The organism is Kitasatospora sp. NPDC015121 (assembly GCF_055562955.1).
On the sequence record NZ_JBVHEH010000036.1, the window covers coordinates 36,500 to 63,147 of the forward strand.

A 26,648-nucleotide genomic window follows, 5' to 3' on the forward strand; every position below is an offset into this window, starting at 1 on the left:
CCGCCCGATTCGCTCGTTCCCCACGCATTAGTTCGCTGCCGGCACGGTCGCATAACTGGGTTCGCGACAGCTTCTGCCTCGGAAGCGCAGCAGTGGGTGTCGGCGCCGCAGCCCCGCTGTTCGGGTATGCCGCCTTGTCCATTCCGGCGGCCGCAGGTCTGTCGATAGGCGCGGTCTACACCGGAGTTGTGGGGAAGAGAAAACAACTCCGAGATGTCGACGTCGACGAAGTTGTCGAACGGCTCTGCCCTGTCATGGGACTCCCTGAAGCGACGCGGGCGGTGTTGTCGGTATCGAAGTGGAGCGGAGGGACACCGGGCGTGCCGGGAAAACTCACTGTCTATTACCAGTCGGCGCAACCGCTCAACGACGACACATGGGTCGACGACATCTGCGAGGTTTTCGAAGACCAAGGGTGGGGATTCTTCGCCCTCGCAGAACACGACCGCAACCGTCGGCGATTGATCTTCACACCCGCGGCGGAACCGGAACGAGAGCCCTCCGACAGTGAAGCGGTGGCGCGTGCAAAACGCTACGTCGGGCAACTGCTGGGACCGACCGCAACGGTCACCGCGATCGATGTCGATGCCAAGACAGGTGAAGTCACCTCCATGAAGGTGCGGCACGAAATCGGATCGAAGCTCGTCTCGGACGGCTATCGAACTCGTGTCGAACGCGCGATCAATGCGATGTTCCCCGGACGCTGGCGAGCAAAGTGGAACCATCACACGGACGAGGTCACGTTCGAGCAACGCACCGCGTTCCCCGACAGCATTTGGTTGCCCGCCCCGGACATCGACCCGGAAGTCGATTTGTTGGCCAACTACGACTCCGTCGAGATCCCATACGGTGTCGACGAAGATGGCAACGAAGTGGTGTGGCGCCCCGCGATCGATCCGAATCTGATGCTGGTCGGACCTCCCGGTAGCGGCAAGACAGTGACGGCACACAACCTGTTGGTCAACTTCTCGCGCCGCGGATGGCCGATCTGGGTGCTCGATGGAAAATACGTCGAATTCCTCGGCTTCCAGGACTGGCCCAATGTTCAAGTGGTCGCCACGTCCATCGAACAGCAAGTTGCGATGGTGCACCGGGCACGCGACTTGATGGAGTTCCGCTACGACAAGATCAAAATGGGCGAGGCAACGGAAACGGACTTCGAACCGGTCCTGGTGTTCCTCGACGAGTGGGCGGAATTCCGCGGCAATGTCGAAGATTGGTACTTCTCGGTCAAACCAAAAGGCGGACCGAGGGAACCACCGGTACTCAACATGCTGGCATCGATGGCGCGCAAGGCTCGTACGTCGCGAGTGCATCTGGTCTTCGGCACACAGCGCCCCGATGCGATCTATTTCAAGGGCGATATGCGTGACAACTTCGCGATGCGCATCTCCATGGGGCGGCTCTCACCTCAAGCTGCCGTCATGATGTGGCAGTCGCCGTCGATCGGCACGAGCGTTCCGCGCAAGTGCCGAGGACGCGGTACCACTGTCACGGACACCTATCAGGCGCTCGAAATTCAGTGCTACCGCGTGCCGGACCCGCGGAAGACGCGAGACGGCACTCCCGACGCTGAACTCCTCGACAGACTTCGGCCAGCGGTGACCAGACACCCGCGGTTGCTCATCGTGCCGCCGGAATCTCTGGCAGACATCGACGACTCCGACGAAACGTCAGAACCCGCACCCCTGACCTATTTCGACTACGTCGCCGCTGACTGGGTCCTTGCCAGTGACAGGCCTGACCTCGACCCGGTACTCACACGAGCACGGATGAATGGCGAGACCGATCCCCGGCTCGCATCGCCGACCGCATTGTTGGGTCTGTTGGGGGCGTCCGAAACTCCGAAGAAGCGACAAGCGATGGCGGACTTCGTCGACCTCGACACCTACCGCCGGCCGGCGTTCGCGACAAACGATGCCGCCGATGCGGCGGCGTTTCTCGACAAACTCTCCGATCCCGAATCCCGACCAGAACCGTCGAACGTCGAACAGGCCCGAACCAGACTCACCGTCGTCAAGGCAGCAGTCGACGATACGGCTCCACGCGAGGAACCGGACTATGCATTCGGCAGCGGAAACGAACACGAGGACCAATACGGACCGGTCCAGGATGTTCGCGCCTCTGACGTGGCACTGGGAGATCTGATGTTGATGGAGGACACCGACGAGTGGGTCGTTGTCGACACCGAACCCGAGCCCGACATCATCGAAGACTCGTTGCTCTCGTTGACCTGGCGCAGCGACACCGACGAGATGGGCGATCTTGCGATTCCGGACAGTTCGTACGTCTCGATTCGCAAGCCTGTTCAGGTACCTGAGCTGGCGTGACCTCTGTCGAGCTCGGCCGGCACCCACTGCCGTGCAGCCGAACGGCTGGCATTGATGCGGGCGCGGGCTTGGCTCTGCCCTGCCCTGCGATGCGGTGCGGTGCGGTTGCGTTGTTAAGCGGTGACCGCACCACCTCGACTTGGTCTTGGTATTCGACAAGTACTAACTGCGCTCGGAATTCCCGCGTTCTCGCTTACCGGAAGCCGTAAGACAACGTGTAAACAGCCTGTGCGCAATCGAGCCGCACCCAGGTGGGACGACGAAATTGGGATGTAGGGGCGGTCGCGACGGCCGTGCGGCTTTCTCGGTGTCGTCGTTATCGCGGAAAGTGTCTGTGACTGCCAACGGCGTCCGTGCACGCGGAGCCCTCTGTCGTCTGCTCCAGCATGCATGTCACATGCGGCCGATAGTGTCGAATCGTCGCGCCAACTCAGGCACGACGCGATCACGACGGAGCACAACGTGAGCATCTCCTTTCGCGCTATGCGCGCATTGCGCTGGTTGGCCGACAACGATCCAGCCGTTGCCCTTCCAGTACAGGTCTGCCCATATGACGATGCCCGCTTCGTGTACGACGAACTCGAAAATCTTGAATTGGTCGAAGACACCTACACCCTCGACGGCAGCTACGATTTTCATCTCACCACTGTCGGTAAGATGCGGGCCCGCAACACTGTTGAGTCGTACCGCGAGGAATTCGCACGCCGCCAGGTCCTGTCCTCGATCGCGCGCACCGGACACTTCACTGGCATCGTCGGCGGGCCGGACGGTGAAGACTTCACCGGCGCTCTCACTCATCAGGAAGTCGGATTGGCTCTCGATGACCTTGCGGACCGCAGGCTGATCACGGGACAGCGCAACGCCAATAACGAATTCACCTATGCCGAACTCACCCCGAAAGGCCACCGAGCCTTACGCAGTTCCTTCCCGATCGAGGATGCTGCGATGCCGGTGCCCGTCTCGAACCACGTCACGAACTACTCGGCCGAGAACTACGGAACCATCAGCAGCCAAGTCGTCGGCGGGCAAAACCACACCGTCACCGTCAACAACACCGAAGGCGTCACCATCGAGGAAGCCGTGGAGCTAGTGCGCACGCTTCGCAGCGACATCGCCTCCGCCCCAGCACATCCGAACATCGACCCCAGCGATGTCGAGGACGTTCTCGATGACCTCGATACCGTGATGTCGAAAGGCCTCAAACGCGGCTTGGAATGGTTCCGCACTGCGTGGGCCCCGGTCGCGGCCAACATCGCAACCGTCTACGGGCAAGAACTGGCCGACCGGACCTTCGCTATTGGTTCAGCACTCGTGACCTAACCGCTGCCACACACAGAACTAACCTCGAACATATGTTCTATGCTGAGAACGAAAAAGCGGGGAATAGTCCCGAAGGACTATTCCCCTGCTCAAGATTGCAGCGTTTCGCTTGTCTCGAAGTTTACGTGAAGATATTCCGGTGAGCAAACCTCTCGATCCAGTCACCGTGCATATCATCGCCGCATCGCAGGGTGCGGACGCTGATCCGTATTCCGCGCACATCTTCGTGCGGTTGTTGGACTTCTTTTCCGACACCTCGCCTTGGCAGCGCCGACTCTGGGATACCGGAACGGTTCTGGCATTGCGCGAACTCGACGAAGCGTCTCGTTGGCGCGAGCGGAACGTGCTTTCGACGAGCGCGGTTTCCTGGCTGGCAGACGATATCGAACGTCTCGCCGGCCGCGATCGGGGCGTCGGCGAGAAGGAACTGCGCACGCAGTTGCGAGCCACTCTCCGATCCGGAGTTCCGCACGGAAGCCGCCATCACCGAACACTGGCTCAGCTGACGGATCTGGTGCAGGACGGTTACATCGCGCGTTGGGCTGTGGCGGTGCAGGGATCCTCGCGGCCCTCGCCAGAGCGGTTAGCCCGGGCCGTTGCCTCGCATCTCCTCGACTGCGGATACAGCATGGGTTTTCTGCATCGTTGGGTCTCCGGGCATGTGTACGGCGGTCATTCCCTGGCCGAGTTGCTCGATTCTGCGGGAGCGTTGGCCCACGGCAGTGCCCACTCGTTCGAGGTAATGGTCCCATTCATCGCGCTGCCCAAGATGGAGTTGGCGCAGGATCTGCCGCAGTGGCGCACCGCTGGGCAGGTGAACGAGTGGATTCAGGACAAGACGAAGTCTCCAGGAGGCATCCTCACGTGCGGAGGCTTCCTCTACACAGTGGAGACCCGAGACACCTTCGGCGCAGCCGACGCTGTCGCCGAGACCGTCGATCGGCTGATTGCGCGTAGCGGCTACACCCGCAAACGGACCCGCGGCCACAAGATCCCGCTGCCGCTGGGCACAGTCTGGGTCAGCAGCGGCACGGACACTGAAAAGATCGAACTGCGCCGCGAACACGGGCGTGGGGCGTTCGTGCTGTCCCTACAGGCCGAGCGTCGGGTATACGACGTTGCTGAGCCGACAGCTCTCGACGACGCACTCGAACTTGCCGCATCGCTGAACTTCGGATCCCCCGGCCCTGCCATCTCCGGGGGATGGGCGGCCATCGAGGCCTTGCTGATCTCATCCGCCGACGGTGACGACACCCGAGACCGGGGCTCCGTCGCTGCCGATCGTATGGCCGCATTGGTGGCATGTTCATGGCCTCGTGGTGAATTGACCTCCTTGGCTCACCGCCATGACCCGGAAGAACCGGACCGGCTTGCGCTGGCACTTGCCTCTGCCGCCTCCAATCGGGAGAGGGCTCTATTGGTAGCGGAATCCCTCAAATCTGGTCGGTCGCTGGCATTGACACGGCCGACGGATATCGCCGCCCAGGAACGCATGAACCAGGTCGTGAAAGATCCTCGCCGCACCCTCAACGACGTCTCCAAACACATCACCACCGCGATGCGGCGCCTCTATCGACAGAGAAACCTGCTGATGCACGGCGGTTCGACTAACTCTGTTGCACTGCAAGCAACATTGCGGACGGCCGCCCCACTTGTCGGAGCGGGGCTCGACCGCATCACCCACGCCGCTCTGACCGACGGCATCGGCGCATTATCCTTGGCGTCGCGCGCAGGTCTGAATCTCAAACTCGTCGGTGGGACGGACGGGCGACACGTGGCAGACCTCCTCGAGTAACCTCCTCGCGCCACGTGCCGCAGCAATGTCGACGGTCTGACAGCGCCGCGCTATGAAGTGCTTTTGACGTCTAATAATGTTGTGACACTATAGAATTCCTTGTTTCCGTAGTGCACGAATCGCGGCAGGTAGAGCAGGATCACGCAGAATATTCAGGACACCGTGCCTGTGCGCGTCCTCGCCGGTGGTGGCGGCTTTCTCTTGCAGTGCCTCGGTCGGTATGGCCATCAGGTTCGAGGCGGCGACGTCGTCGATGAGGGCGGCGACGAACCCCGCTCCGTCGCCGAGGGGGGCGCCGTAGAGGTGCGCGAATGGGCGCAGTTCGGACTCCAGTTGTTCTCGCGAGACCTGGTCGGTGCGCAGTGCATCCCACACCACTCCCGCGAGGTGTCCACCGTCTGTGCGAGAGGAAGCGAGGTCAACGATCGTCCTTGCTGTCGTCGTGACCGGCAGGCCGTCGAGTAGGGACCAGTCCGTAGGGTCCAGCGCGGCGACGTGGAAACGGACTCCGTCGCTGCGTGTATTGCGCCGCCGCGGGACGGTGAATTCTGCAATGTCGGCATCGATGTCACCGAGTTCTCTCAAGTCGGCGGCCGTTCGATGAGAGGCGACCCCGCGGGGATCGGCACTGTTGATGCGCTCTGCTGCCGAGCGTGTCGGGTCGAGTGCAAGCCATTGGGCGCGTACGTGATCGGTGAGGTGAATCGGCGTCCCTGTCAGCCGGTACACGCCATGCCTGATGCGGGTGAGGATGAATCGGTCTGCCAGCCGCTTGAGGTGTTGCGCACTTACGCCGGACTCGGCGGCTTGGGCTGAGGTGAACATGCCCCACTGTTCTTGGGCGAGGTCTGCCAGTGCCAGGAGCCGATCATCACCTTTCATGCATCAATAATATCGCTCTAAGTGTAATTTTTGACGACCTATCATTGAGTTTTGGTGACAGTTGCTGCACGTGTGGCCGATAGTCGAACGCAAAAAACGCGGCAGGACGTATCGACGCCTCGCGTCCGTCACGTGCGACACCCAGGTTCCGAAAATAGTTTGCCCACGCGTGTCACACAGGACGCCTCCACCGGATCTTCCTACTCGTAGAAGCCCAATTCCGGCGACACGAGGAGATCGGTCATGTTCGACAGTCAGTCAGAACCCCAGCGGACCACCCCGAATACGGCGAACTCAGCAGGACTCTCTGACGCGGATCAAATGTCCCTGCTGATGGCAGCCCCACTGATCTTCGGTGTCGTCGTCGGAGCCCTTCCTTCCATGTCGGCCAGGGCCACAGCCTGGCTCCTCGAACACAACATGATCATCGCCGCATCGGAATCGCCCTTGCTGGCCCTTCCAGGCGCGGAAGGTGCTGGCCTCGATATTCGCCGGCTCATCGTCGTTGTCGCAGTCCTTGCGGTAGCGATCGCTCTGGCGATCAGCGGACTACGCCAGGCAGTGGATCGTCGACGGCAGCAGCGGCTGCGAATGGGCGATCAGGTGAAATAGCAAATGCGGCACAATATTTCGGTAAGAGTGGCGACCTTCGAAGTAATTTTCGAAGCGTGTGCGGCACTACGCCGGGGTTCCTGGCGGTCTGTTCTTCGCATTTGCATACGCACGTTCAAATCCCGCTCTTGTGGTGTTCAGCGACTGAATCAGTGCATCGATACGCGTCGGTTCGAGGGCGGCCAGACGCACTTCGGCACGCTCCAGAGCGCCGATTGCTGTGGTGCTGATACCGGTGGCTTTGCCCAGTTGAGGCTGCGTGATTCCCGCGATGTTCCGAAGGTCGGCAAGCGTCCGATCTTTCTCGGGGATGGGGATCAGGGTTTCCATGGGCACTTCCAGTGCTGCGGCGACGCGAGCGAGAGTGTCGACCTGCGGTGTTCCTCGCCCGGCTTCCCAGTTGCCGAGTGCGCTGAGGCTGACCGATGCAATCCGCGCGAGATCGCTCCGGGTGAGCTTGCGGAGCGTCCTTGCTCGGATCAACGCGGCTGGGTCGAAACCTTTGAGAATTCGTCGCGTCACGGTCGTCATGGAATCAGCATAGTTGCATACCGTCACAGCATGCGGGCATACTGTGGCAAGATAAACGAACATTGCCTGATTGCTCGCGTGCTACCAGCGAATTTCCGAAGCGCACCACGGTTCCCACGAACCAGCGGTCTGACCAGCCGCCAGACGGAAAAGAGTCTTCGATGACCACCAGCACCGCCGCACCACAGCGCACGTCCGAAATTCCCAGCAGCCGACGCGACTGCCGCTCCCCTGCACGCCAAGCGTCGGTAGCTAGACTGAAAACAGCCGGAATCCCCGCCCGGTCTACTACACCCAGTCGCGACGACGGGTGGTTCCAGACATCGCGACAATCGGGTTCAGGGGGACGTGACGGGCAGGCTTGGACACCTGCCCGTCACGTCGATACATCAGTCGACCTCGCAAACGTTCGCTACCACCTCAATGCTCTGATGTGCGCGGGAATGACAACCGAGCTGATCGCTCAACTCGCAACACTGCCCATCGCAACCATCCGGGCGTTGCGCAAGACGTCCACGACGTCAGCACCCCAACGTGTCGTCGACGCCGTACTTTCCATCACCTTCCACCCCAGCCGCGGCCGCGATCTCACCCCCGCAGTGGGAGCGCACCGGCGCCTACGCGCACTCAATGCAATGGGCTATGGAGACGAACTCTTGGCAGCGCGTCTCGGCGTCGACATCAACGTCGTCACCGGGATGCCGACCAAGAGCCTCATCCCAAGTGGCCTATGGAAGGCGATCGACAGCATCTACGACGAGCTGTCCATGCGCCCGGGCCCGGACGCCGAAATTCGTGAACAATCCCGCGCCGCCGGCGTCGTACCGCCACTCGGATGGGATGACGACGAAATCGACAACCCCAAGGCACGGAGTCAGGAACGAGTTCAACCACGCCAGGGAGCGGGAGCTGTTCCCGTTGACGAGGCAGTCGTGATTCGCCGGCTCGGTGGAGAACAGATGCCACTGCGCTTCTGCGAGCGACGCGAGATCGTGCGCATTGCGTTCGAGAAAGGTTGGTCTCCTGCCGAGCTCGCTGCAACGCTTTCCATCAAATATGACTCGGCAGTCACCGAATTGAGCCGCTACCGGCGCGCACTGGCGCGCGATGCAGCTGCCGACAGCGATTCATCGACAGAAGAGAGTGGCCCGCAGGAAACGACCGCTGAAGTCCTCGCTGTTCGTGACGAATCTGACGAACTGCCTCCTGTCGAGGCCCACTCGGGCCAGCAGCTGGAGCCGATCTTGCTCGACGAAGAATCGCCGGAAGAGGCGACATCGAGCGCTCGCGCGACGGTCGTGCTCGACGTGAGGAACGGCCGAGTTCTGTTGCCTGATTCTCTGTCAGGGCATAAGAATGGAGCGACACCGATCCGGCCTGCGTGCCATCTGCCGCGCACTCTGAGTAAGCGGCGCCCCGGAGTAGGAACTGGTGGTCGAATCATTCGCCATCAACCCACTCGAGACATGTTGCGCCCCAATATTACTGGTCGATTGTTCGGAGTTGATCAACATTTCAACGATGCAAAGCAGTGCTCGCAGTCGCTGTCGCCTTCGCCCGCACAGGCATCGCGGCTGCGCGGTCGACCCCTTTCAGGGACCGGCACGAAGGAATTCGTTCACGGCCACGCTGGCGGTCCGCCGCAGCGAAAGGCGGACGGAGGGAATCAACCGCAGGGATACGTGCGCCCGATCGACATCGCTGATAGCGGCTGAAGCGATTCTCGGCAATATTTCCGTTGAAAACTGAAAAGCATGCCAGGACAGTGCATTACGAATAGATCGTTCCTTACATATACAGGTATCTCCGGTCTCGACCTGAGAGCCCAGACGGGACCTTGCTCATGAACACGACATTCGCCTCCGCACTCAACACCATGACACCCGGCGACGCCGTGATGTGTCTTGCTGCCGGAACAGTCGAGCTCGCTCTCGATGACGCACCGGAATCGATGCGCTGGCAATGGTTCGCGGACCTCCTCGACTCGCAGTGGGGGCTGACCGGCAGACTCGGCCCGATCCTGACCGAGCAGATCATCTCCGAACTGGAGCAGGTTGCCCGCATGTGCCGCGCCTCCGCTCAGCATCCGTTAGACCCCCAGGGTTGGATATCGGCATACCAATCCACTGCAGTGCTGGTAGAAGACCCGGCGGTGGTCTCAGCGGACGCGCTGCACCTCGCACTTTCTGCCGTCAACGACATCGCGCTGGAAGCGACGGACACTTCGCACCCCGATTTCTCTGTCGCCGTCACGCTGGCATTCGAGGCACTGACATCGGCAGTGGACGTCGACCGCGAGGTGTCCAAAAGTTGGATTTTGACTGCAATCGGAGAATGGGTTACGAGGACAGAGTCAGCTCAGGCGGGCCTCCGATCGGCACAATCGTGCACCAATGCTGACAATAGGCAGATTGCCAACGCCTCCGTTGTTTCTGCAGGATGCAGCGAGAAGCCACTGCTGAAAGTGAGAGGGAATGCGTGAAACCATCGTCCAATCAGAGCCGTTGAGTCCAGGTCATATTCATTCGCCCAGCCCGTCCGACGTCGGGCGCGCGGGCAAAGGAAAGCTACGGCAAAAACGGTCGGAGATTACTCGCGAGAAAATCGTCGACGCTGCTGCCCGCCAATTCGATGCTTGCGGATTCGCCGCGGCAAGCATCAACGCCATCATTGAAAACGGGAACGTCACCAAAGGTGCACTATACTTTCACTTTCCCTCCAAAGAAGAACTGGCACAACAGGTTATCGAACGATGGTCCGCTATGGTGGATGAGGAGTATGCGGCTCTCGGAGAACCTGGCGATGGTTCCCCCTGCCGCCAGTTGGTGCGGTTCTGCAGCGAGGTGGCGCACCGCATCGATGCCGACCCTGGTCTGCGTGCTGGGTTGCTTCTCACTGTAGAACCCTCCCTCGCTGAGGGGAAGAGCGCATACCGGAAGTGGCGTAACAGTATTGATGAATTGGTTGTCCGCTCCATCGAGGCTGGCGAGATAAGGGCCGGCGGCGCAAGCCACCGATTGTCCGATCAGGTGTGCGCGACGTTCATCGGCGGCGCCCAAATCCAGTCGATTGACGTCAGCTCCCCGAATTTGCAAACACGGGTAGCGGACGTGTTTGAAGGACTGCCCGGCAACCCGGACTAGCCGAACTGCATCACCTACGAAAGACGTTCCAATGCAACGTATTTCTAGGGTACGCATCAGGAACTCAAGGAACTGTCGTATCCACGTTCGCACATGAGCAGGATCGAATCCGCGGTCACAATCCGCCTTGCGGAACACCAGGAAGCGTCAGGTATTGAAATGGCACATTCGGACTCGTCAGCATCGTTCCACGACAGGGAAGTCCAAGATCTCGGCTTCGTCGGCCCCGATCGCTACGATTTGGTGCGCATTCTCAGCGGCGGAGGCCCTTCAAGCGATCGCGATTCCTACTTACTCGAGGAATACGAGCGCCGCGACGCTTTAGCCCAGAAGTGGTATTACGAAGATAAGGCTGCGGGCATGAGACGCAATCTCACGGCTCTCGTCGTCCTCGGAGCCTTCCTGATCGTGGCGTCGTTCCTGCTTCCCTATCTCTTCTAAACAGCCGCCCCGCACCCGTGGTGCACGAGGTCATTCAAGGTACAGCCCGTCTCTCGCTGGTCGGGTTCCCCATCGGGACGCCGCACCGGGCCGGTCGCATGAGGCGGGCGTGTCCCTTTCAGTTCGCTCAGCGTCCTCGCCCTCGGCCACTGGTGGCGAAGGAATGCGTCACCCCTAGTATCAGGTTCGTGCCGAACGTGAGAACGCCCGACGCCGATATTTATTACACCGACAGTGGGGGAGCGGGTCCCGTTCTGCTGCTCGGTCATGGATTCTTCATGGATTCGTCGATGTTCGCCCCGCAGATCGATGCCCTCGCAGGCAAGGTCAGGGTGGTGGCCTGGGACTCTCGCAGGCACGGCCGTACAACCGATCCCGGTGCCGCATTCACGTACTGGGATTTGGCTCGCGACTCCCTCGCGGTCCTCGACGACCTCGGAGTCGAGACAGCAATCGTCGGCGGAATGTCGCAGGGCGGCTACACCGCGCTGCGGACTGCTTTGCTTGCTCCGGAGAGAGTCCAAGCGCTGCTGCTGCTCGATACCGAAGCATCTGCCTGCACCGATGACGAAAAGGCTGGATACAGGGCCATGTTCGATCAGTGGTGCAGCGATGCGCCGATCGAACCGCTTGTCGAAGCTCTGGCGCCGCAATTGATCGGTGGAGACTCACGAGAGTCGTGGGCGCCGTGGATCGAGAAGTGGACGTCGAGCGATCGTCGAGCGATTCGGCCGGCCGCGGAGTGCTTGATCGAACGCGACGATGTCGTCGACCGGCTGAGTGCCATCGCGGTGCCGGCCTTGATTGTCCGCGGTGAACACGACATGTCCGCGCCTGCGGCCAAAGCGAAACAGTTGTACGACCATTTGCCGCTCGCAGTTCCAGTCCTCACCATTCCCGGCGCAGGTCACGCGGCCAATTGGACTCACCCGCAGCCCGTGAACGAGACCATCGCAGCTTTCGTGACGATGGTCGAAACCGGCTGGCTGTAGAGGTTCGAGCAGCTATTGCGTTCCTGGGATTCGTACCCCTAAGTACATCTGGACGGGGTAGTCGCCGCGCATTTCCGTGTGTACTTGGACGTGAACGCGGTATTCCTCGCCGGTGTCGGCATCGCGCAGGTGCATGAATGGCTGATGCCGGCCGAATCGGACGTCCTCTTTGTCCCACAGGCGCCGAAAGGCGGGGAACTGGCTCAGTTCTTGCAGGGTTTCGATTGCCCATTCAGGGTTGTAATAGCGTCCCATCAACGCGCGGAACCAGTTCACCGTCAAGGCTGTCTCGGCTTCCCACTCCGCCATGACGTGCTTGGACTGTGGTGTGGAGAAGAGCCAGCGCAAAACATTGCCGTCGTCGAGAAGTCCTGGAAAGGCGCGATCGTAGGCAGCGTTGCATTCGATGACATTCCATCGCTCGTCCAGGTAGGCCACCAAATGTGGATTGAGCGCTGTGATCACCGTGCGCATCTCGGGTGTGACGAGTGATCGGTACTGGTCGATCGTCCACGGGGTGGTCGATGTTTCCCGTTCGGTTTGAGTGCGGCGAGCAAGGTTGTACAGGTGTCGGCGCTGGGCCGGATCGAGGCTGAGTACTCGGGAAACGTCTTCGAGGAATTTGACCGAAGGATGCGCAGATTCGTTACGTTCGACCTGCGTGATATGGCTCACGCTCCAGTACAGTTTCGCGGCAAATTCAGTCCTGGTCAGACCGCCCGGCTGCTGCGGCGTGGATCTGGTGCGCAACGCGCGAAGGTAATCGCCCAGGTTGGGCGGGCGGACGTTGTCCATGCATGACCTTTCGCGGGCATCTGTAACGGGACAAATACTCATCAGTAACGTGCGGCGAAAAGTCAATACTCGCAGGTAACACTCTTTAGTGGTACCGGCAACCCTCGTATCGGCCACACAAACCTGCTGTCCTGTTTCACAGAAGACTCTCAGCTGCGTGGCAGGCAGGAGAGTGAAACAGCAGGGAGAACGAGCTGGCACCGGGGCGGGGAGAACCTCGGAGTTTGCTCCAGAGGGGGATAGCCATGCCACGTGTACGGCGAGACTCAGGCAGGCGTTCCAGGCGGGCGATGCTTGGCCTTCAGATACGCGCGTTTCACCTGCGCCTCAGAAATCCCCAACGCTGCGGTCAATGCGGCCGCGATTTTGTCGGTGAGGGCGATCTCACCGCGTTCGATGCGCGTGATCGTCGTGGTCGTCAGCCCGCACACTTTGCCGAGCTGGGGTTGGGTAAGTCCGACCAAGCACCGATAGTCGCTCAGATAACGCTGCTCAGGATCCGTGACGACGACATCGCCGATCTCGATGTTCAACACTTTCGCAGCCCTGGCCAGGAAATCGATCTGAGGAGACGTGGCTCCGATCTCCCAATTGTGGATGGTCGCGGCCGTCGTGTCAGCCAGGCGGGCGAGATCGCCACGAGACATGCCAGCTGCCTTGCGAGCAACTGCGAATGCTTTTTTATCGAAGCCGCGCAGGACGTTGCGGCTCATCGGGTTGGTCCGTCCATCGCTAGACACCATGCCGCAACCCTTCTAATATGCCACCCAGATTGGCTTTTAGATTTGTCACCAAGATTGACAATAATTGTGGCGAACCTACGGCCACCGAAAAGCCGCAGCAAACCGTTCCGCAGCGCAGTTGACGCCAGCCAGTCCAGGTCCCGTCCTACTGTCCCCGTACGACCTGCCCACCTCGTCCACTCGTCCACTGTGAAGGACCACCACACATGGCATCCCTACTGACCAAAAAGATCGATTCCATCCGCTCGTCCGGTGACAAACCACCAGCACATAACGGCGCAGACCCGGATGGCCCACCTGATCTGACTACCCGTGCGCGTGTTCGTCGACGCCCGATCTACTTGGCCGTGGGCATTGCCCTTGTCGTCGTCGCTGTGATCGGGATGCTCGCCGCTGTGAGTGCTATGCGCGCCACCACGGATGTCCTCGTGCTCGCCCGCGACGTCCAACAGGGTCAAGTCATCGAGTCGAAGGACCTCACGGTGAAGACCGTCAACGTCGACGCGGACCTGGGTGCGCTCTCAGCAGGTGAACGCGGCCGTGTCATCGGCATGAGCGCCGGCACGCGTCTGCCGGCCGGATCCGTATTGATGCCTGCAGCTGTCACCGACCAGGTAGTACCCGGGGAAGGCCTGACGATGGTCGGCATCACCGTGGGATACCCACACCTACCGTCGGAAGCGATTGTCCCCGGAGACATGATCCGCGTCGTAGACACACCCCGCGAGGGCGACGATCCGCCCGTCACAGGACCCGTCAACACGAAGGCGCAGGTCTACTCGATGACCGTTATCGCGGAAGCGGGCGAAACCACTCTCAATCTGCTGGTCCCGGAAGCTGAAGCGAATTGGGTCGCGGCGCGTGCCGCGACGAAGCGCGTGTCCATCGTCCTCGACAACCGAGTGCGGTGACTATCGATGTATCTCGCACTCATCTCTGCATCCGGGGCGCCAGGGGTCTCCACGACAGCATTAGCTCTGGCCTTGAATTCACCGAGTAGCAACACGCTCTTGGTTGAAGCTGACCCCATCGGCTCCTCGCCGGTGCTCGCCGGATACCTGCTCGGAGGCCGCTACCACGACAAATCGTTGATCAACCTCGTCGACGCCAACCGTCACGGACGCCTCAAATCAGCGCTGGCCGCCGAGGTGATCACCTTCCCCGACACCACGGTCTCGGTTCTCCCCGGCCTTCTACATTCCGCTCAAGTCGACGCAATGCGCGCCGTCTGGAGCCCACTCGGAATCCACCTCGCAGGACTCGGGGTCGACGATGCCAACGTCATCGTGGACGCCGGCCGGATCGGACAACACGGCTCACCGGTGGAAATGATCGTCAATGCCACGACTATTGCCATCGTCACCCGCACTACTCGTCCGGCACTGGCAGCACTGCGAGCGTCGATCAACGGATTGCGTCAACAACTGTCCGCTACACAGTCCACGGCAAGCCTCGGACTGATCCTCATCGGCGAATCCCCGTACAACGCAGACGAAGTAGCCAAGGTCGCGGGACTCGATGTCATCGCGGTCATCCCGGATTCGAAGGACGCGCGGGTTTTCTCCGACGGTGAGGTGTTGACCAAGTGGCGCCGCCGTCGGTCGCTGTATCTGCGTGCACTGCACCGAACGACCTGGCCGAAGATCGAAAAATTCGCGGCCACCCACCAGGCCGACTGGAAGTCCAGCCTCGCCATGACAGGAGACCGACGATGACGACAGACGAGACAGCGCAGACTACGCACAAGAACATCACCGATCTCCCGTTCTTCTCCTCGACGCTTCCAATCGCCGATCAGCCCCAGACTGCCCCCGAACCAGTGGTGCCGGTGCCGGCAGAGACCGCTGATTTCTTCCGCACCAACAACCTTCACGACCTACCGCCAGCGCCGCGGCACAATGCCCCTGGTGAGGTCGTACAGTCGCAGCGGAGTGCGGCCCCGAAGATCCCAGTCGACCGAAAACTCGTCCGCACCCTGCAGCGAGAAGCGGCCGAGCTGCTGCGCGAACACCGCACCAAGCGTGACCGAGAGCTCAACGATCCGAAGAACACGAAAATCGTCGCTCCCTTCACCGCAGACGAAGAACGCGAATACGGGCGAGAAACAATCACCCGGCTGGTGAAAAACCACGTCCAACAAACGATCCGGTCCGGAGGCGAAACCTTCGATCTCAACCAGGAACACGCCCTCATCAAGGCGATCTTCGACGCACAGTTCCGCCTCGGACCCCTGCAAGACCTCGTCGAAGAACCCGACATAACAGATATCTACCTCAACGGCGACGCCGTGTACGTCAAATACCCCGACGGACACTACGAATCCAGAGACTCCGTCGTCGACAGCAGCGACGAACTCCTCGAATGGATGAGTCTGCTCGCATCCAGAGCCGACAACGGCGGCAGGCCCTTCTCCAGGATCAATCCCTCCCTCCGGCTCAACATGCAAGGCAACCACCGACTTTCGGTCCTCGGATACACCACCATCCGGCCCTCTGTCGCAATCCGCATCCACCGCCTGACCAACATCACCCTCGAACAACTCTCACTCGACCACCTCATGATGCCCCCAGAACTTGCACACATGCTCGGGTGCGCCATCCGAGGAAGAGCATCGACCGGAGTCGGCGGCGGAATGGGCTACGGCAAAACGACATTCGCCCGCGCCCTGGCCAACGCACTCCCCATCCAGACACGAATCGGAGTCGCCGAAACCGAACGAGAACTCTTCCTCGACGAACTCCCAGGCCGTCGAGACTTCATCGTCGATGCAGAAATGATCATGGGCGGCGGTGAACGCGGCGCAGACGGACAACTCGCCGGCGGCTTCAGTCTGAGCGCAATTCTCTACGAGTTCGTCCGCCAGGGACTCGACTTCCTCGTAGTCGGTGAAATCGCAGGCCTCGAGATCCTCGCTCTGGTCAAGGCCCTCCAAACGGCCAATGGCGGAATTTTCACCACCCACGCTTACACCGCACGCGGTGTCATCGACCGACTCGCCAACCTCGCCCAAGAGCCGCCGATGAACGCGTCAGCGGAATACATCGAGCGGCAACTCGCCGAACACGTCGACGTGATCGTTCAGCTGGCGACGAAGGTCAGGGTCAGCCGCGAAGGCACCACAACCGCAGTCCGATACGTCTCCGAAGTCGTCTACGTCGAACCTGGCGACACCGACAAGCTACCCAGCTTTTCCAACATCTACCGCGGATACTCCGACGGCACAGGCGTATTCGGCAGCATCCCGCAGCCGATGCTACGCAAGCTCCTCGCCGGCGGATTCAAGAAAGTGGACCTCCCTCCCGGCACTCTTCGGAGTTTCGACGAAGAACGCGATCTGTTCGACGACGAAGGAGCTGCATGATCATGTACCAACAAATCGGCGTCTTCCTCGTCCTGCTGCTCTGCGCAGGAGTCGGCTGCCTCGTCGTGGGGTGGAGGGACCGCCGCGACCCCACAGCCCCCACTCGCCAGCGCCGCCGAAAGGGCGAACGAGCAAAACTATCGGGCACCACCCAACTTCTCCTGGCCGTCGGAATAGGCGCAGGCGCCACCGTCTACTACCTGAGCGGATGGCTCTTCACGCTCTTCCTCGTCCCCGCCCTTCTCGTGGGTCTGCCCTACCTCCTGAGTCGACCGGAAGCCGAACACCAGATCAGTCGCTTGTCCTCGATGGACGAATGGACACGCAACTTGTCGAGCAGCATGCGAGCCGGCTCCGGAATCGAACACACCATCATCTCGACCCCCATCCCAGAAACGCTGAAAGACGAGATCACCGCCTTCATCAACAGGCTCCGCAACAATGTCCCACCCGCCGAAGCGGTCACACGATTCGCATCCGACCTCAACGACAGCGTCGGTGACAAGATCTGCGGCGCCCTCCTTCTCGCCATGCAACTGCGTGGTGTCGGCCTGGCCAACGTCCTCGAAGGCCTCGCCGAAGACGTAGGCGACACCGTCGCCCGCCGCCGCCGCATCGAAGCGGACCGCAAATCGACTCGAACACAAGCCAAATGGGTCACCATCATCACCATCGCCGTCCTCGCCGCAGCGTTCGCCTTCACAAACTTCATGGAGCCCTACCGTTCAGGCGGAATGCAGATCGTCCTACTGATCCTGCTGACGCTCTTCGCGGCGGACCTGTACTGGATGAAACAAGCCACCAAGCCGCCGGTCTACCCGCGGTTCATCGGAACCAACGACCGCGTCGAACGCACTGACCTCGTAGGAGCGCAGCGATGAGCATCACCATGACGATCATCGTCTACACCAGCGTCGGCACAATCGGCATCTACCTCGTGGCCCTGTACTTCCTGCGAGCCCAACCCGCCCTCACCGACGTGATGTCCAGAATGTCCGGACCCGCGCCGGAAAAGGCAAACACCGCAGGGACATCACTCGTCGACGGGCTCGCCAACAGGCTCGGCCTGCGCGTACACCCCTACCTACAAGACAGCCGATTCCTCACCCTCCCCACAGCGGACCTCTCACTGCTGCACAAAGATCCGGCGCACGTACTTGGCGAAAAACTTGTCGCAGCGTTCTTCGGCCTGCTGATCTTCCCGATACTCAACCTGGTCCTGACAGCGTTCGGACTGGGATTGGCATGGTCGATGCCGGCGATCCTCTCACTCGCGACCGCCGTCTTCCTCTTCATGATTCCCGACATCGACATCCGTCGACGCGCAGCTGCCGCTCGCGCCGAATTCGCACAGGCTCTCAGCTCCTACATCGACCTCGTCGCGCTATGCCGACGAGGCGGAGTCGGATCCACGCAATCCCTCGAGATCGCCGCCCAAGTCGGCGACAGCTGGGTGTTCCTCCGACTCGACGAGGAACTCTACGAAGCGGGCCGCTCCGGCGAAGCGCCCTGGAGTGCTCTCACACGCGTCTCGCAGCAGCTCGGACTCGCAGAACTCGGCGACCTCGCAGACATCATGACGATGACCGGTGACAAAGGCGCCAGCGTCTACACCTCACTGCGAGCCAAAGCCGCCAGCCTGCGCTCCGCACAAACCTCCGCTGAACAGTCCGCCGCCGTCGAGGCGACGGAGAAGCTCGCCATGCCCCTTGCCGGCCTCGCCGGCCTGTTCATGGCACTACTCCTGATCCCGGCGGTTTCCGTCATCAGCGGCTAACCAAACCCACGAAAGGAAATCCCTCTGAACAGGCAAAACGAAGAAGGACTCATCGACCGGACTCATCCAGTCCAGGACAACTGCTACACATCCAGCACACCAACAAGGAGCACACCATGACCACCAAAGCCATCACCACCACCCGCCGCGCAACCCGCGCCGCCATCACCTCCTACCTCACACTCACGATGATGTTCGTCGCCGCACTCGCAGGAAGCCTCCTGCAGCGTGCAGGCGGTAAGGGCTCGGACCGCGGCCCGTCCACCCTCGAATACGTCATCATGGCCGGAATCGTCGCCGTCGCGGCCATCGCTGCCGGCGCCGTAGTCGTCCAGAAGATCCAGTCCCGCGCCGACTCCATCCCCGACTGACACTGCACAACGCAGTTCGGGTGGAGGAGCAAAACACATGGCTCTATCGATCGCGCCGGGCGCTGGAGTGCAACGTAGCGTTCCAGCGCTCGGCTCATCGATGGCAACCCTGAGGGTCGGAAACCCCTTCTTCTGCCCCTCGCGCAACCAATCTGCGGGAAGGAGTCATCAATGTTCGCGTTGTCATTTGAGTTGTCAACCACGAAAGCGATTTTTGTCGGTATAGCAGTTGCATGCCTCCTGATACTCGGTGTTCGGCTCATCTTCAAAGACTGGGTCCTGCGGATGGAGAACATGTTCCTCTGGTGCCTATGGGGGCAGTACGTGCTGCTTCTGACCGCTGTGTTGTTCGGCCGGTGGCAAACATCTCTGACCGTGCTTGGTCTCGCCGCACTCGGAGTAGTGGCTCTTCACGGTTTCCGCTTCGTCGGCGAAGCGATTTGGTTTGACATCAAGCGGCGCAGATAACCGCGCGCCAACCCACAGAAAAGTGAAGGAAACGACGATGATCATCACAGTCGGCGTACTGCTCGTCACGATGGCTCTCTTGCTGGCGATAGAAACCATCATCGATGACCACTCCATGGCGTTCATTTACGCCCCCATGGCTGCGGCAATCATGATAATCGTCCTGCCGTTCCTGGCAACCGACCTGATTACCGACGAAAACACCTCCCGTGCAGCACGTTTCGGCACCTTTGCCGCAGCATTCCCCCTCTCCATAGCCTTTGTAGCCGCAGTGACATGTTCTGCCGTGTTCGTCCGCAACCGTGTGGAAACCAAACGCAGAATCGCAGCCCAAAGAGATCTCGCCACCTAACCCGACCCACCAACCGGACCGCAGAGAAACGGACAGTCATGACACTGGAACAGCTGATCGACCGGTGGCGCCACGACGACCGAGGGCCCACCACGCTCGTCACCGTCATCGCGATGGTCGCTTTCCTGATGATGTTCTCCGTAATGCTGCAAACCGCCCTGTTCTTCCACGCACGGGACGTCGCCAACACCTGCGCCGAAAAAGCATTGCAAGCCACACGTTCCCAGCAAGGGAACCAGGCGCTCGGGCTCGCTGCAGCGAACGCGTGCATCGCGAAATCCGGATCTGGTGACCTTCAAGCACCGGTCGTGTCGGTGAACAAGACACTCCGCGAAAGCACCGTCACGATCACCGGAAAGTCCCCGACCCTCGTACCGGGGCTGGAATTCGCTATCACCGTCGACCACACCAAACCCACTGAGCGCGTGACCAATCCCGGAGGTGTCGGATGAAGCTGAACCAGTGGATCAATCGCGCCCGCTCAAACGATCGAGGAGATGCAACCATCGAGTTGTGCCTCGCGATCGTCGTCCTCCTCGTCCTACTCGGTTGGATGTACGCGTACGGCATCAACCGCCAGGCACATCAGAAGGTCGAGCACGCCGCGGGAGAAGCCGCCCGAGCAGCATCACTCTCACGTACCGCCGCTCAAGCCAACCCCCTCGCATACCAAGCGGCCCTGGACTCGATGGATGGTCAAGGACTCAAATGCACGACGATGAACGTCAGCGCGGACACCTCCGGATTCCGCACTCGCCCAGGAGTATCCGCCACCGTCGAAGTCACCGTCAGTTGTGAAGTCTCCTACGACGCCCTCGGATGGCCCGGCGTCAGCGGAGGACGAACCATCGAGGTCACGGCAATCTCACCCATCGACACATTCCGGGAGCGCACCAGATGATCACCGCCCTGCGTAAGCGACTCACCTCCAGGCTCCCCGAAGAACGCGACAAGGGTTCCGTGACCCTGATGACCGTGATACTCGCCCCCATCCTCATATTCTTCGTGTGGGGACTCATCGTCGACGGCGGCGGAATGCACACCGCAGCTCAACGCGCCGACAACGTCGCCGAAGACGCCGCCCGCGCGTCCGGACAGCAGATCGTCGGAACACTCAGCGCGCGAGGCATCGATACGGTTGTCGACCCCGTACGCGCAGTGGCGGCCGCGAAACGCTACCTCGCCGACGCCGGTGTAGAGGGCGAGGTCATCCCCACCGGGCCTCGAACATTGCTGATCACCACCCGCATCATCTACGACAACAAGCTTTTACCCCTTGGTTCGAAAGTGATCACGGGCAGCGCAACCGTGAACCTCAACCGCACCAACGCAGGGGAGGTGTACCGGCCATGAGTACTCGCACAGTCCGATCCCGCCTCGCAGGACTCGGGTACCTCCTCATCCTGCTTCTGCTCGTGGCAGGGATCCCCGCAGCACTATGGGCATTGCGCGGAAATCCTCTCGACATCCCCTTCTCGGATTTCGAAAGTCTGCTCTCCAGCCCCGACGACGGCAGCCTCCTCGTCGCACTCCTGCCCCTCGTCGGCTGGGCCGCCTGGGCGACATTCACCCTCCCGATCCTCGTCGAACTCGCAGCCACACTCCGGGGCGTCAAGGCACCGAAGATCCGGCTACTCGGGTCGCAACAGAAAACGGCGACATTCCTCGTCAGTGGTGCACTTCTCCTGCTGACAGCCGGCACCGCAACCGCAACACCCGCACTCTCGCAACCAGCGGACAGCGCATCACCCGCGCCCTACGCACCGATCTCCGCACAACAAGACCCAAGCGGCCCCGCCCACACTCAGATGGACCCCCGCGCTGCACGGCCCGCAGTCCAACCCGCCGGCCCGACCGTGACCACCGTCCGCGGAGACACCCTGTGGGGACTCGCCCACACTCACCTCGGCGACGGAAGGTTGTTCACCGAACTGCTCGAACTGAACAAAGACGTTGTGCCCGAAGCAGGATTCCTCGCAGAGGGAATGACGCTGCAACTCCCCGCGACAGCCCAGGACGTCGTACAAGGCGCCTACACCGTCCAAGCTGGAGACACACTCTGGGACATCGCCGACCGAGAGCTCGGCGACCCTGTGCGCTTCTCTGAGATCACCACTGCGGACGGGGCGCCAGCCGGAGACCTGATCACAGTCGGACAGCAATTGATCATTCCGTCCGCGTCCGCCCAAACACCTGCGCCGGCAGCGGAGGCAGCACCCCAGCCGGCGGCCGTACCTGCGCCGGCGGTGGCACCCGAACAAACCCCCCAGACGCAGGCACCCGACCCTGCACCGCAGCCCCTCCCAGAAGTTGCCGCAACACCGACCTGGCAACTCGACCCCGCCGAACCTCAGATGCCCGCAAATCTGACTCCTGATGCACCTGCACCCGCGATCACCGCCGACACAGAAGACGACTCCACCAACTCATCCGACATCGTCTACATCGCCCTCGGCATCTCCGCGCTCGCCGCCGCCGGCCTAACCGGCCACCTCGCACTACGCCGCCGACAACAACAGCACCGCCGCCGCCGCGGCGAACGCATCGCCCTACCCGCCAAAGAAGCAATCCTCGCCGAACAAGCACTGACCGCCGCCGTCGATCCACTGACCACCGCTCACGTCGACACCGCACTGCGGAACCTCGCACAGCACTGCCGAACAAACGAAACCCCCATCCCCAGACTGCTCGCAGTCTTCATCGGCGACGACACCATCGAACTCGGACTACTCGAGGAAATCTCCCTGCCCCAACCCTGGATGCAATCAGACGACGACACGTGGATGGTCGACCCACGGACGTTCCCTCGCTCCACCCCGGACATCGACGTCAGCCCATACCCAGCCCTAACCGCAATGGGAACCAGCGACGACGGACGAGAACTCATGCTCAATCTGGAGGAAATCGGGCACCTCTCCATCACCGGCACACCCACCGCCACCGCAAACGTGCTGCGCGCGATGGCCGTCGAGCTCGCCGTATCCCCCCTAGCCGATTCCCTCCACCTCAACGTCGTCGGATACTGCAGCGACCTCGCAGACGCAGTGAACACCGGCCGAATCACGCACTCAGACAACACCGACGAGGTGTTGACGCGCTTGGCCCGCCACCTCGAACGCGACGCCGACATCCTCGACGAGAACGACATCGAATCCATCGCACACGCACGGAGCGTGTACGAAACCAGCGAGCTGACCGCTCCGGAAATCGTCCTCATCTCCGACCCGCTGACAGCTGAACAAACAGAAATCCTCGCCGCAATCGCCCAGAACGCACCGCGGATCGCGTTCGCCGCAGTCACGACACAGAACTCGAACACTCGCTCCGACTGGACACTCGACGTCGCCGACGACGGCACCGCAACACTGGTCCGCCCAGGTATCGCATCAGCACAGCTCACTGTCACAACACTCGACGAAACCAGCTACGACAGCATCGTCAGTCTGTACGCCACCACCACACATGATCCTTCCCCAGCTGCCGAACCCCAGGCTGCAGACTTCGGGGACTTCGGTTGGGAGGGGGCACGTCTCGACTTCGACATCACGACCGAAAACCTCATCACCAGCGCCGACCCTGCGGCGTTCACGGTAGTTCGCAACGACGACAACGTATTCGAGGAAAACAACTCCGAGACAGTCGGTGACACCGAAACCGAGACCACCGCGTCCGAGCCTGACGTCCCCACAACCCCACACATCTGGATCCGCGTCCTCGGAGAACCCACCCTCACCCCACTCACCCCAGGCTCAACGGACCGCGAAAACTCACGAAGCCTCACCGAAATCGCCGCCCTACTCGCATTCAGCGACGACGGCGTACCCGCAACTGAACTCACCGCAAAAATGTGGCCCCACGACGTCGAACTCGTCAACACGGCCAGCACTGAAGCAGAAGCGAAAACAGCAAAGGTACGGCTCCGCAGCCGCCGCAACCAAGCAGTCACACGACTACGCAGCTGGATGGGAGACACCGACACCGGAGACGCAGCGCTCATCAAATCCGGAGACAAAACCGGCCGAACACCACTCCGCCTGCACCCCTCAGTAACCACAGACTGGGACTACTGGAACCACCTCGTCGACGCACACCCAGCCACGACGACAACCGAACGCCTCCAAGCCGCACTCACACTGGTAACCGGTCAACCCTTCACCAGCGACGACCCCACCGCATACCGATGGGCAGATCACACAAAGCAAGAAATGATCTCCGCAATCACCGACGTCGCAGAAGAACTCGCCGGCCGCTACATCCGCGGCGAACAAGTCACCCAGGACCTCGACGCAGCAGGAAAAGCAGCCCAGACCGGCCTCACAGTCGACAGTGCCCACGAAGGCTGCTGGCGAGCGGCCATCATCGCCACCCACTTCTCCGGAGACGTCGAAACCACCCAAACCCTCATCGACACCCTCAAAAGCGAACTCGACGAACTGCAAGTCGACGCACACCCCGAAACCAACGAACTCCTCAGACAGCTCGACACCACCACCGACTATCGAATCGGAGCCGCATCATGAACCGCCGCCTCGCAGCCGTCTTCACCCTCGCCGCGGCGGCATGCCTGACCGCAAGCTGCAGCATCCTCAGCCCCGAGCCCGGCACCCTCGACACCAACAACGGCCCCACCTTCACCGGCCCCCCAGGATCGGGAAAATCACCCGAACAACAAGCAGGAGAAGGCGCCCTCGCGAAGATCGGCGAGTACTACACCGTGCTCGCACGATTGAACTCCGACCCCACCGCCCCACTCTCCGAACTCGATACCGTCGCAGCCGGACGCTTCCTCGACAGAACCAAAAAAGAGATCACAACCAGCCGCAACGGAAACCCCACGCCACCAAACGATCTCAAAGTACTCAAAAACGTGATCACCAAACACGACATCCCCATCGACGAAAACGGCGCCCCAACCGCAGGAACAGCCACCCTCCAAATGGACGTCTGCATCAGCAAACCTGTCGACAAACTCGAACTCGGAAAACCGATCCTGACCAACACCGCGTGGCCCGACCCAGCAGGATGGAGAGTCACAGCCGACTACACACAACCCGGAACCCCCTGCAGCGCCGGAAGCTTCTAGGAGACAACAACATGACCCACAACACAATCCGACGAACCACAGCAGCAGCCCTCGCCGCCGCAGCCCTACTAGCCGCCGTCGCAGCCTGTTCCGACAAAACCGACGACCCCAACGTCACCCTCACCTCCACCGCAGACCCCGCATTCGGTGGCCCAGACGGCACAGCCACAGCCAAGACACCAGATGAACAAGCACGTGCCCAGGCGCTCGCCAAGGTGAACGACTACTACGCGCTGTTGGGGAGTGTAGAAGCAGATCCCGCCGCATCGACAGATGCGATCAGCACTGTTGCTGCAGATCCGGTCCTGTCGGGACAGGTCGGAAACATCACTCTCCGGCGTTCGCAAGGAATCACCAGTACTGGAGCGATAACTGTTGTCAATTCCTCGGTTTCGGATCTCGAGGTTCCTGTTGACGAGAACGGAAAGCCTAGGACCGAGCCGGCGTGGGTACATGTGCAAGCTTGCACGGATATCTCGGGTTGGGAGAACAAATACCAGGACGGAACCAGTGCAATGAAGCCCGACCGTGGGCAGTTCGAGTCCACCGCGATCACTGTCCGAAACCCTGAGTGGCCAGACGCGAATGGCTGGCGGGTTACAAGTCAAACAGTTGAGAAGGTGTCATCATGCGGCTAGCAATGAGAGCATTCGTCACTGCGGCACTCGTTTGCGGAGTGGTGGTTACGGGCGGTAGTCAGTCCTCATTCGCCCAGCCCGGTGTGGGAGGGGCCGGCTCCGATGTGTTCGTAACGCCTGGTGGCGCGAACGTCACTGTCGGTGGTGGTTACATCAGCGCGCCCTCGGGCGGCGGTGGCGGGGCCGGTAATGCTGGTGGCGCGGGCAACGCCGGTGGTGGCGGTGGTGGTGCAGGGACGAGCGGCGGTGGTGCCGCCGCTGCAGCGAATAATGGACCGGCTGTACTTGAACGTCGCAGCTGCAGCAATCTCCGAAACAACTGTGACGCTGCGCCAGCCGCACCAGGGATTGATGTTCCTCCGACACCACCGTCGATGGCGGAGATCATGAATACCGTGTCGATGGCTGTCACCGCGATGCAGTTGGAGAAGCCTGAGATGTGCATGACACCCGAGCCTGCAAATTCTCCTGGCGGCCGAACCGGTCTCGTAGGGCGCGAGGCGTGGATCTATTTCTGCCCCAACGGAGCATCGACGAGACCCGCTCAAATCGGGCCCGTAAACAGGGTCGCAACCGCCGGCGTCGTCACAGTCACCGCGAACGCAGTAAATTCTGGAGTGCTCGTAAATTGGGGCGATCGTTCCGCGCCCACCTTTTGTGCGGGTGCGCTCTTGCCGTTTACTCCTTACACCGACGCAGTCGATGCGAGTCCGATGACCCCGCCAAGTGGAATGCCCTCTCCGACTTGTGGACATCGAATTGAGCGCAGCTCAGAGACGGAGCCTGGCGGAGTCCACAATCTCAGCGTGACAAGCAATTTCGTGGTGACATGGACGGCGGTCTTTCCAGGTGGTGGCACAGGTGGAGTGATGCCAATACCGTTGACATCTACCTATCAGCAGCGAATTGGCGAGTTGCATGTCAATGGCCACGAAGTTCTCCCCGTAGGCGGCCAGTAGTTCTCCCCGCTGGTGGCCACGGGTTCTCCCCGGTGGCGGCCAGTTGTTTTTCCCC

Annotated in this window: 27 protein-coding genes; 23 read left to right on the forward strand and 4 right to left on the reverse strand. The window is 61.2% G+C overall.

The window, feature by feature from the left end; all coding sequences use genetic code 11:
• Positions 1-92: 92 nt before the first annotated feature.
• From ACZ3J7_RS35460 to ACZ3J7_RS35470, 3 genes are all read left to right on the forward strand, one after another.
• Positions 93-2,330: an FtsK/SpoIIIE domain-containing protein gene (locus tag ACZ3J7_RS35460; RefSeq protein WP_003944223.1), complete on the forward strand. Its 2,238-nt coding sequence runs from the start codon at positions 93-95 to the stop codon at positions 2,328-2,330.
• A 462-nt stretch (positions 2,331-2,792) separates the two neighbouring features.
• A complete protein-coding gene (locus tag ACZ3J7_RS35465) occupies positions 2,793-3,650 on the forward strand; it encodes a hypothetical protein (protein ID WP_003944282.1) in 858 nt (285 codons plus the stop codon).
• 139 nt (positions 3,651-3,789) lie between these two features.
• Positions 3,790-5,445 (forward strand): hypothetical protein, encoded by a 1,656-nt coding sequence (locus ACZ3J7_RS35470; RefSeq protein ID WP_003944271.1) that lies wholly within the window; start codon positions 3,790-3,792, stop codon positions 5,443-5,445.
• Positions 5,446-5,532: 87 nt separating this feature from the next.
• Here the strand turns inward: ACZ3J7_RS35470 and ACZ3J7_RS35475 are convergent, their stop codons facing one another.
• Complete coding sequence (locus ACZ3J7_RS35475; RefSeq protein WP_003944244.1) at positions 5,533-6,327, reverse strand: type IV toxin-antitoxin system AbiEi family antitoxin domain-containing protein; 795 nt, start codon at positions 6,325-6,327, stop codon at positions 5,533-5,535.
• A 243-nt stretch (positions 6,328-6,570) separates the two neighbouring features.
• Between ACZ3J7_RS35475 and ACZ3J7_RS35480 the strand changes: the two genes are divergently transcribed.
• Positions 6,571-6,939, forward strand: a complete 369-nt coding sequence (locus ACZ3J7_RS35480) for a hypothetical protein (protein ID WP_003944204.1) — start codon at positions 6,571-6,573, stop codon at positions 6,937-6,939.
• Between the two features lie 66 nt (positions 6,940-7,005).
• On the opposite strand, the gene ACZ3J7_RS35485 is transcribed toward ACZ3J7_RS35480, so the two are convergent.
• Positions 7,006-7,470: a helix-turn-helix domain-containing protein gene (locus tag ACZ3J7_RS35485; protein WP_003944268.1), complete on the reverse strand. Its 465-nt coding sequence runs from the start codon at positions 7,468-7,470 to the stop codon at positions 7,006-7,008.
• Positions 7,471-7,913: 443 nt separating this feature from the next.
• Between ACZ3J7_RS35485 and ACZ3J7_RS35490 the strand changes: the two genes are divergently transcribed.
• The 5 genes from ACZ3J7_RS35490 to ACZ3J7_RS35510 all read left to right on the forward strand — a co-directional run bounded on the left by ACZ3J7_RS35490 (position 7,914) and on the right by ACZ3J7_RS35510 (position 12,046).
• The gene (locus tag ACZ3J7_RS35490) at positions 7,914-9,185 is read left to right on the forward strand and encodes a hypothetical protein (RefSeq protein ID WP_232509006.1); all 1,272 of its coding nucleotides are present in this window, start codon (positions 7,914-7,916) and stop codon (positions 9,183-9,185) included.
• Positions 9,186-9,313: 128 nt separating this feature from the next.
• Entirely contained in the window at positions 9,314-9,952 is a 639-nt protein-coding gene (locus ACZ3J7_RS35495; protein ID WP_003944274.1) for a hypothetical protein, read from the forward strand.
• Positions 9,945-10,613, forward strand: a complete 669-nt coding sequence (locus ACZ3J7_RS35500; RefSeq protein ID WP_050794059.1) for a TetR/AcrR family transcriptional regulator — start codon at positions 9,945-9,947, stop codon at positions 10,611-10,613. The genes ACZ3J7_RS35495 and ACZ3J7_RS35500 overlap by 8 nt, the downstream gene beginning before the upstream one ends.
• Before the next feature lie 93 nt (positions 10,614-10,706).
• On the forward strand, positions 10,707-11,054 hold the full coding sequence (locus tag ACZ3J7_RS35505) for a hypothetical protein (RefSeq protein ID WP_037131408.1): 348 nt from the start codon (positions 10,707-10,709) through the stop codon (positions 11,052-11,054).
• A gap of 188 nt (positions 11,055-11,242) precedes the next feature.
• Positions 11,243-12,046 carry an alpha/beta fold hydrolase gene (locus tag ACZ3J7_RS35510; protein WP_209922976.1) on the forward strand — a complete coding sequence of 268 codons (804 nt, stop codon included), beginning with the start codon at positions 11,243-11,245 and terminating at the stop codon, positions 12,044-12,046.
• Positions 12,047-12,058: 12 nt separating this feature from the next.
• Here ACZ3J7_RS35510 and ACZ3J7_RS35515 read toward each other — a convergent pair whose 3' ends face one another.
• On the reverse strand, positions 12,059-12,841 hold the full coding sequence (locus tag ACZ3J7_RS35515; protein ID WP_003944262.1) for a helix-turn-helix domain-containing protein: 783 nt from the start codon (positions 12,839-12,841) through the stop codon (positions 12,059-12,061).
• A 266-nt stretch (positions 12,842-13,107) separates the two neighbouring features.
• Positions 13,108-13,554: a helix-turn-helix transcriptional regulator gene (locus ACZ3J7_RS35520; RefSeq protein WP_003944235.1), complete on the reverse strand. Its 447-nt coding sequence runs from the start codon at positions 13,552-13,554 to the stop codon at positions 13,108-13,110.
• A 236-nt stretch (positions 13,555-13,790) separates the two neighbouring features.
• Here ACZ3J7_RS35520 and ACZ3J7_RS35525 point away from each other — a divergent pair, with 236 nt between their 5' ends.
• From ACZ3J7_RS35525 to ACZ3J7_RS35590, 14 genes are all read left to right on the forward strand, one after another.
• Positions 13,791-14,495: an SAF domain-containing protein gene (locus ACZ3J7_RS35525; RefSeq protein WP_003944215.1), complete on the forward strand. Its 705-nt coding sequence runs from the start codon at positions 13,791-13,793 to the stop codon at positions 14,493-14,495.
• 99 nt (positions 14,496-14,594) lie between these two features.
• Positions 14,595-15,299: a hypothetical protein gene (locus ACZ3J7_RS35530; RefSeq protein ID WP_238704744.1), complete on the forward strand. Its 705-nt coding sequence runs from the start codon at positions 14,595-14,597 to the stop codon at positions 15,297-15,299.
• A complete protein-coding gene (locus ACZ3J7_RS35535; RefSeq protein WP_209922974.1) occupies positions 15,296-16,945 on the forward strand; it encodes an ATPase, T2SS/T4P/T4SS family in 1,650 nt (549 codons plus the stop codon). Before ACZ3J7_RS35530 ends, ACZ3J7_RS35535 begins: the two co-directional genes overlap by 4 nt.
• Complete coding sequence (locus ACZ3J7_RS35540; protein ID WP_003944218.1) at positions 16,942-17,826, forward strand: type II secretion system F family protein; 885 nt, start codon at positions 16,942-16,944, stop codon at positions 17,824-17,826. The genes ACZ3J7_RS35535 and ACZ3J7_RS35540 overlap by 4 nt, the downstream gene beginning before the upstream one ends.
• The gene (locus ACZ3J7_RS35545; protein ID WP_003944267.1) at positions 17,823-18,722 is read left to right on the forward strand and encodes a type II secretion system F family protein; all 900 of its coding nucleotides are present in this window, start codon (positions 17,823-17,825) and stop codon (positions 18,720-18,722) included. Before ACZ3J7_RS35540 ends, ACZ3J7_RS35545 begins: the two co-directional genes overlap by 4 nt.
• A gap of 116 nt (positions 18,723-18,838) precedes the next feature.
• Complete coding sequence (locus ACZ3J7_RS35550) at positions 18,839-19,093, forward strand: hypothetical protein (protein WP_003944212.1); 255 nt, start codon at positions 18,839-18,841, stop codon at positions 19,091-19,093.
• A 171-nt stretch (positions 19,094-19,264) separates the two neighbouring features.
• The gene (locus tag ACZ3J7_RS35555; RefSeq protein ID WP_003944231.1) at positions 19,265-19,561 is read left to right on the forward strand and encodes a hypothetical protein; all 297 of its coding nucleotides are present in this window, start codon (positions 19,265-19,267) and stop codon (positions 19,559-19,561) included.
• 37 nt (positions 19,562-19,598) lie between these two features.
• Positions 19,599-19,913, forward strand: coding sequence for a hypothetical protein (locus tag ACZ3J7_RS35560; protein WP_209922972.1), 315 nt, complete (start codon positions 19,599-19,601; stop codon positions 19,911-19,913).
• Positions 19,914-19,951: 38 nt separating this feature from the next.
• Positions 19,952-20,365, forward strand: a complete 414-nt coding sequence (locus tag ACZ3J7_RS35565) for a hypothetical protein (protein ID WP_003944251.1) — start codon at positions 19,952-19,954, stop codon at positions 20,363-20,365.
• Positions 20,362-20,814: a pilus assembly protein TadG-related protein gene (locus ACZ3J7_RS35570; RefSeq protein WP_003944245.1), complete on the forward strand. Its 453-nt coding sequence runs from the start codon at positions 20,362-20,364 to the stop codon at positions 20,812-20,814. Before ACZ3J7_RS35565 ends, ACZ3J7_RS35570 begins: the two co-directional genes overlap by 4 nt.
• Positions 20,811-21,266, forward strand: coding sequence for a TadE/TadG family type IV pilus assembly protein (locus ACZ3J7_RS35575; RefSeq protein ID WP_003944242.1), 456 nt, complete (start codon positions 20,811-20,813; stop codon positions 21,264-21,266). The genes ACZ3J7_RS35570 and ACZ3J7_RS35575 overlap by 4 nt, the downstream gene beginning before the upstream one ends.
• A complete protein-coding gene (locus ACZ3J7_RS35580) occupies positions 21,263-24,433 on the forward strand; it encodes a LysM peptidoglycan-binding domain-containing protein (RefSeq protein ID WP_209922970.1) in 3,171 nt (1,056 codons plus the stop codon). The genes ACZ3J7_RS35575 and ACZ3J7_RS35580 overlap by 4 nt, the downstream gene beginning before the upstream one ends.
• The gene (locus ACZ3J7_RS35585) at positions 24,430-24,996 is read left to right on the forward strand and encodes a hypothetical protein (RefSeq protein ID WP_003944285.1); all 567 of its coding nucleotides are present in this window, start codon (positions 24,430-24,432) and stop codon (positions 24,994-24,996) included. Before ACZ3J7_RS35580 ends, ACZ3J7_RS35585 begins: the two co-directional genes overlap by 4 nt.
• Positions 24,997-25,007: 11 nt before the next feature.
• The gene (locus ACZ3J7_RS35590) at positions 25,008-25,634 is read left to right on the forward strand and encodes a hypothetical protein (RefSeq protein ID WP_003944273.1); all 627 of its coding nucleotides are present in this window, start codon (positions 25,008-25,010) and stop codon (positions 25,632-25,634) included.
• Positions 25,635-26,648 lie beyond the last annotated feature (1,014 nt).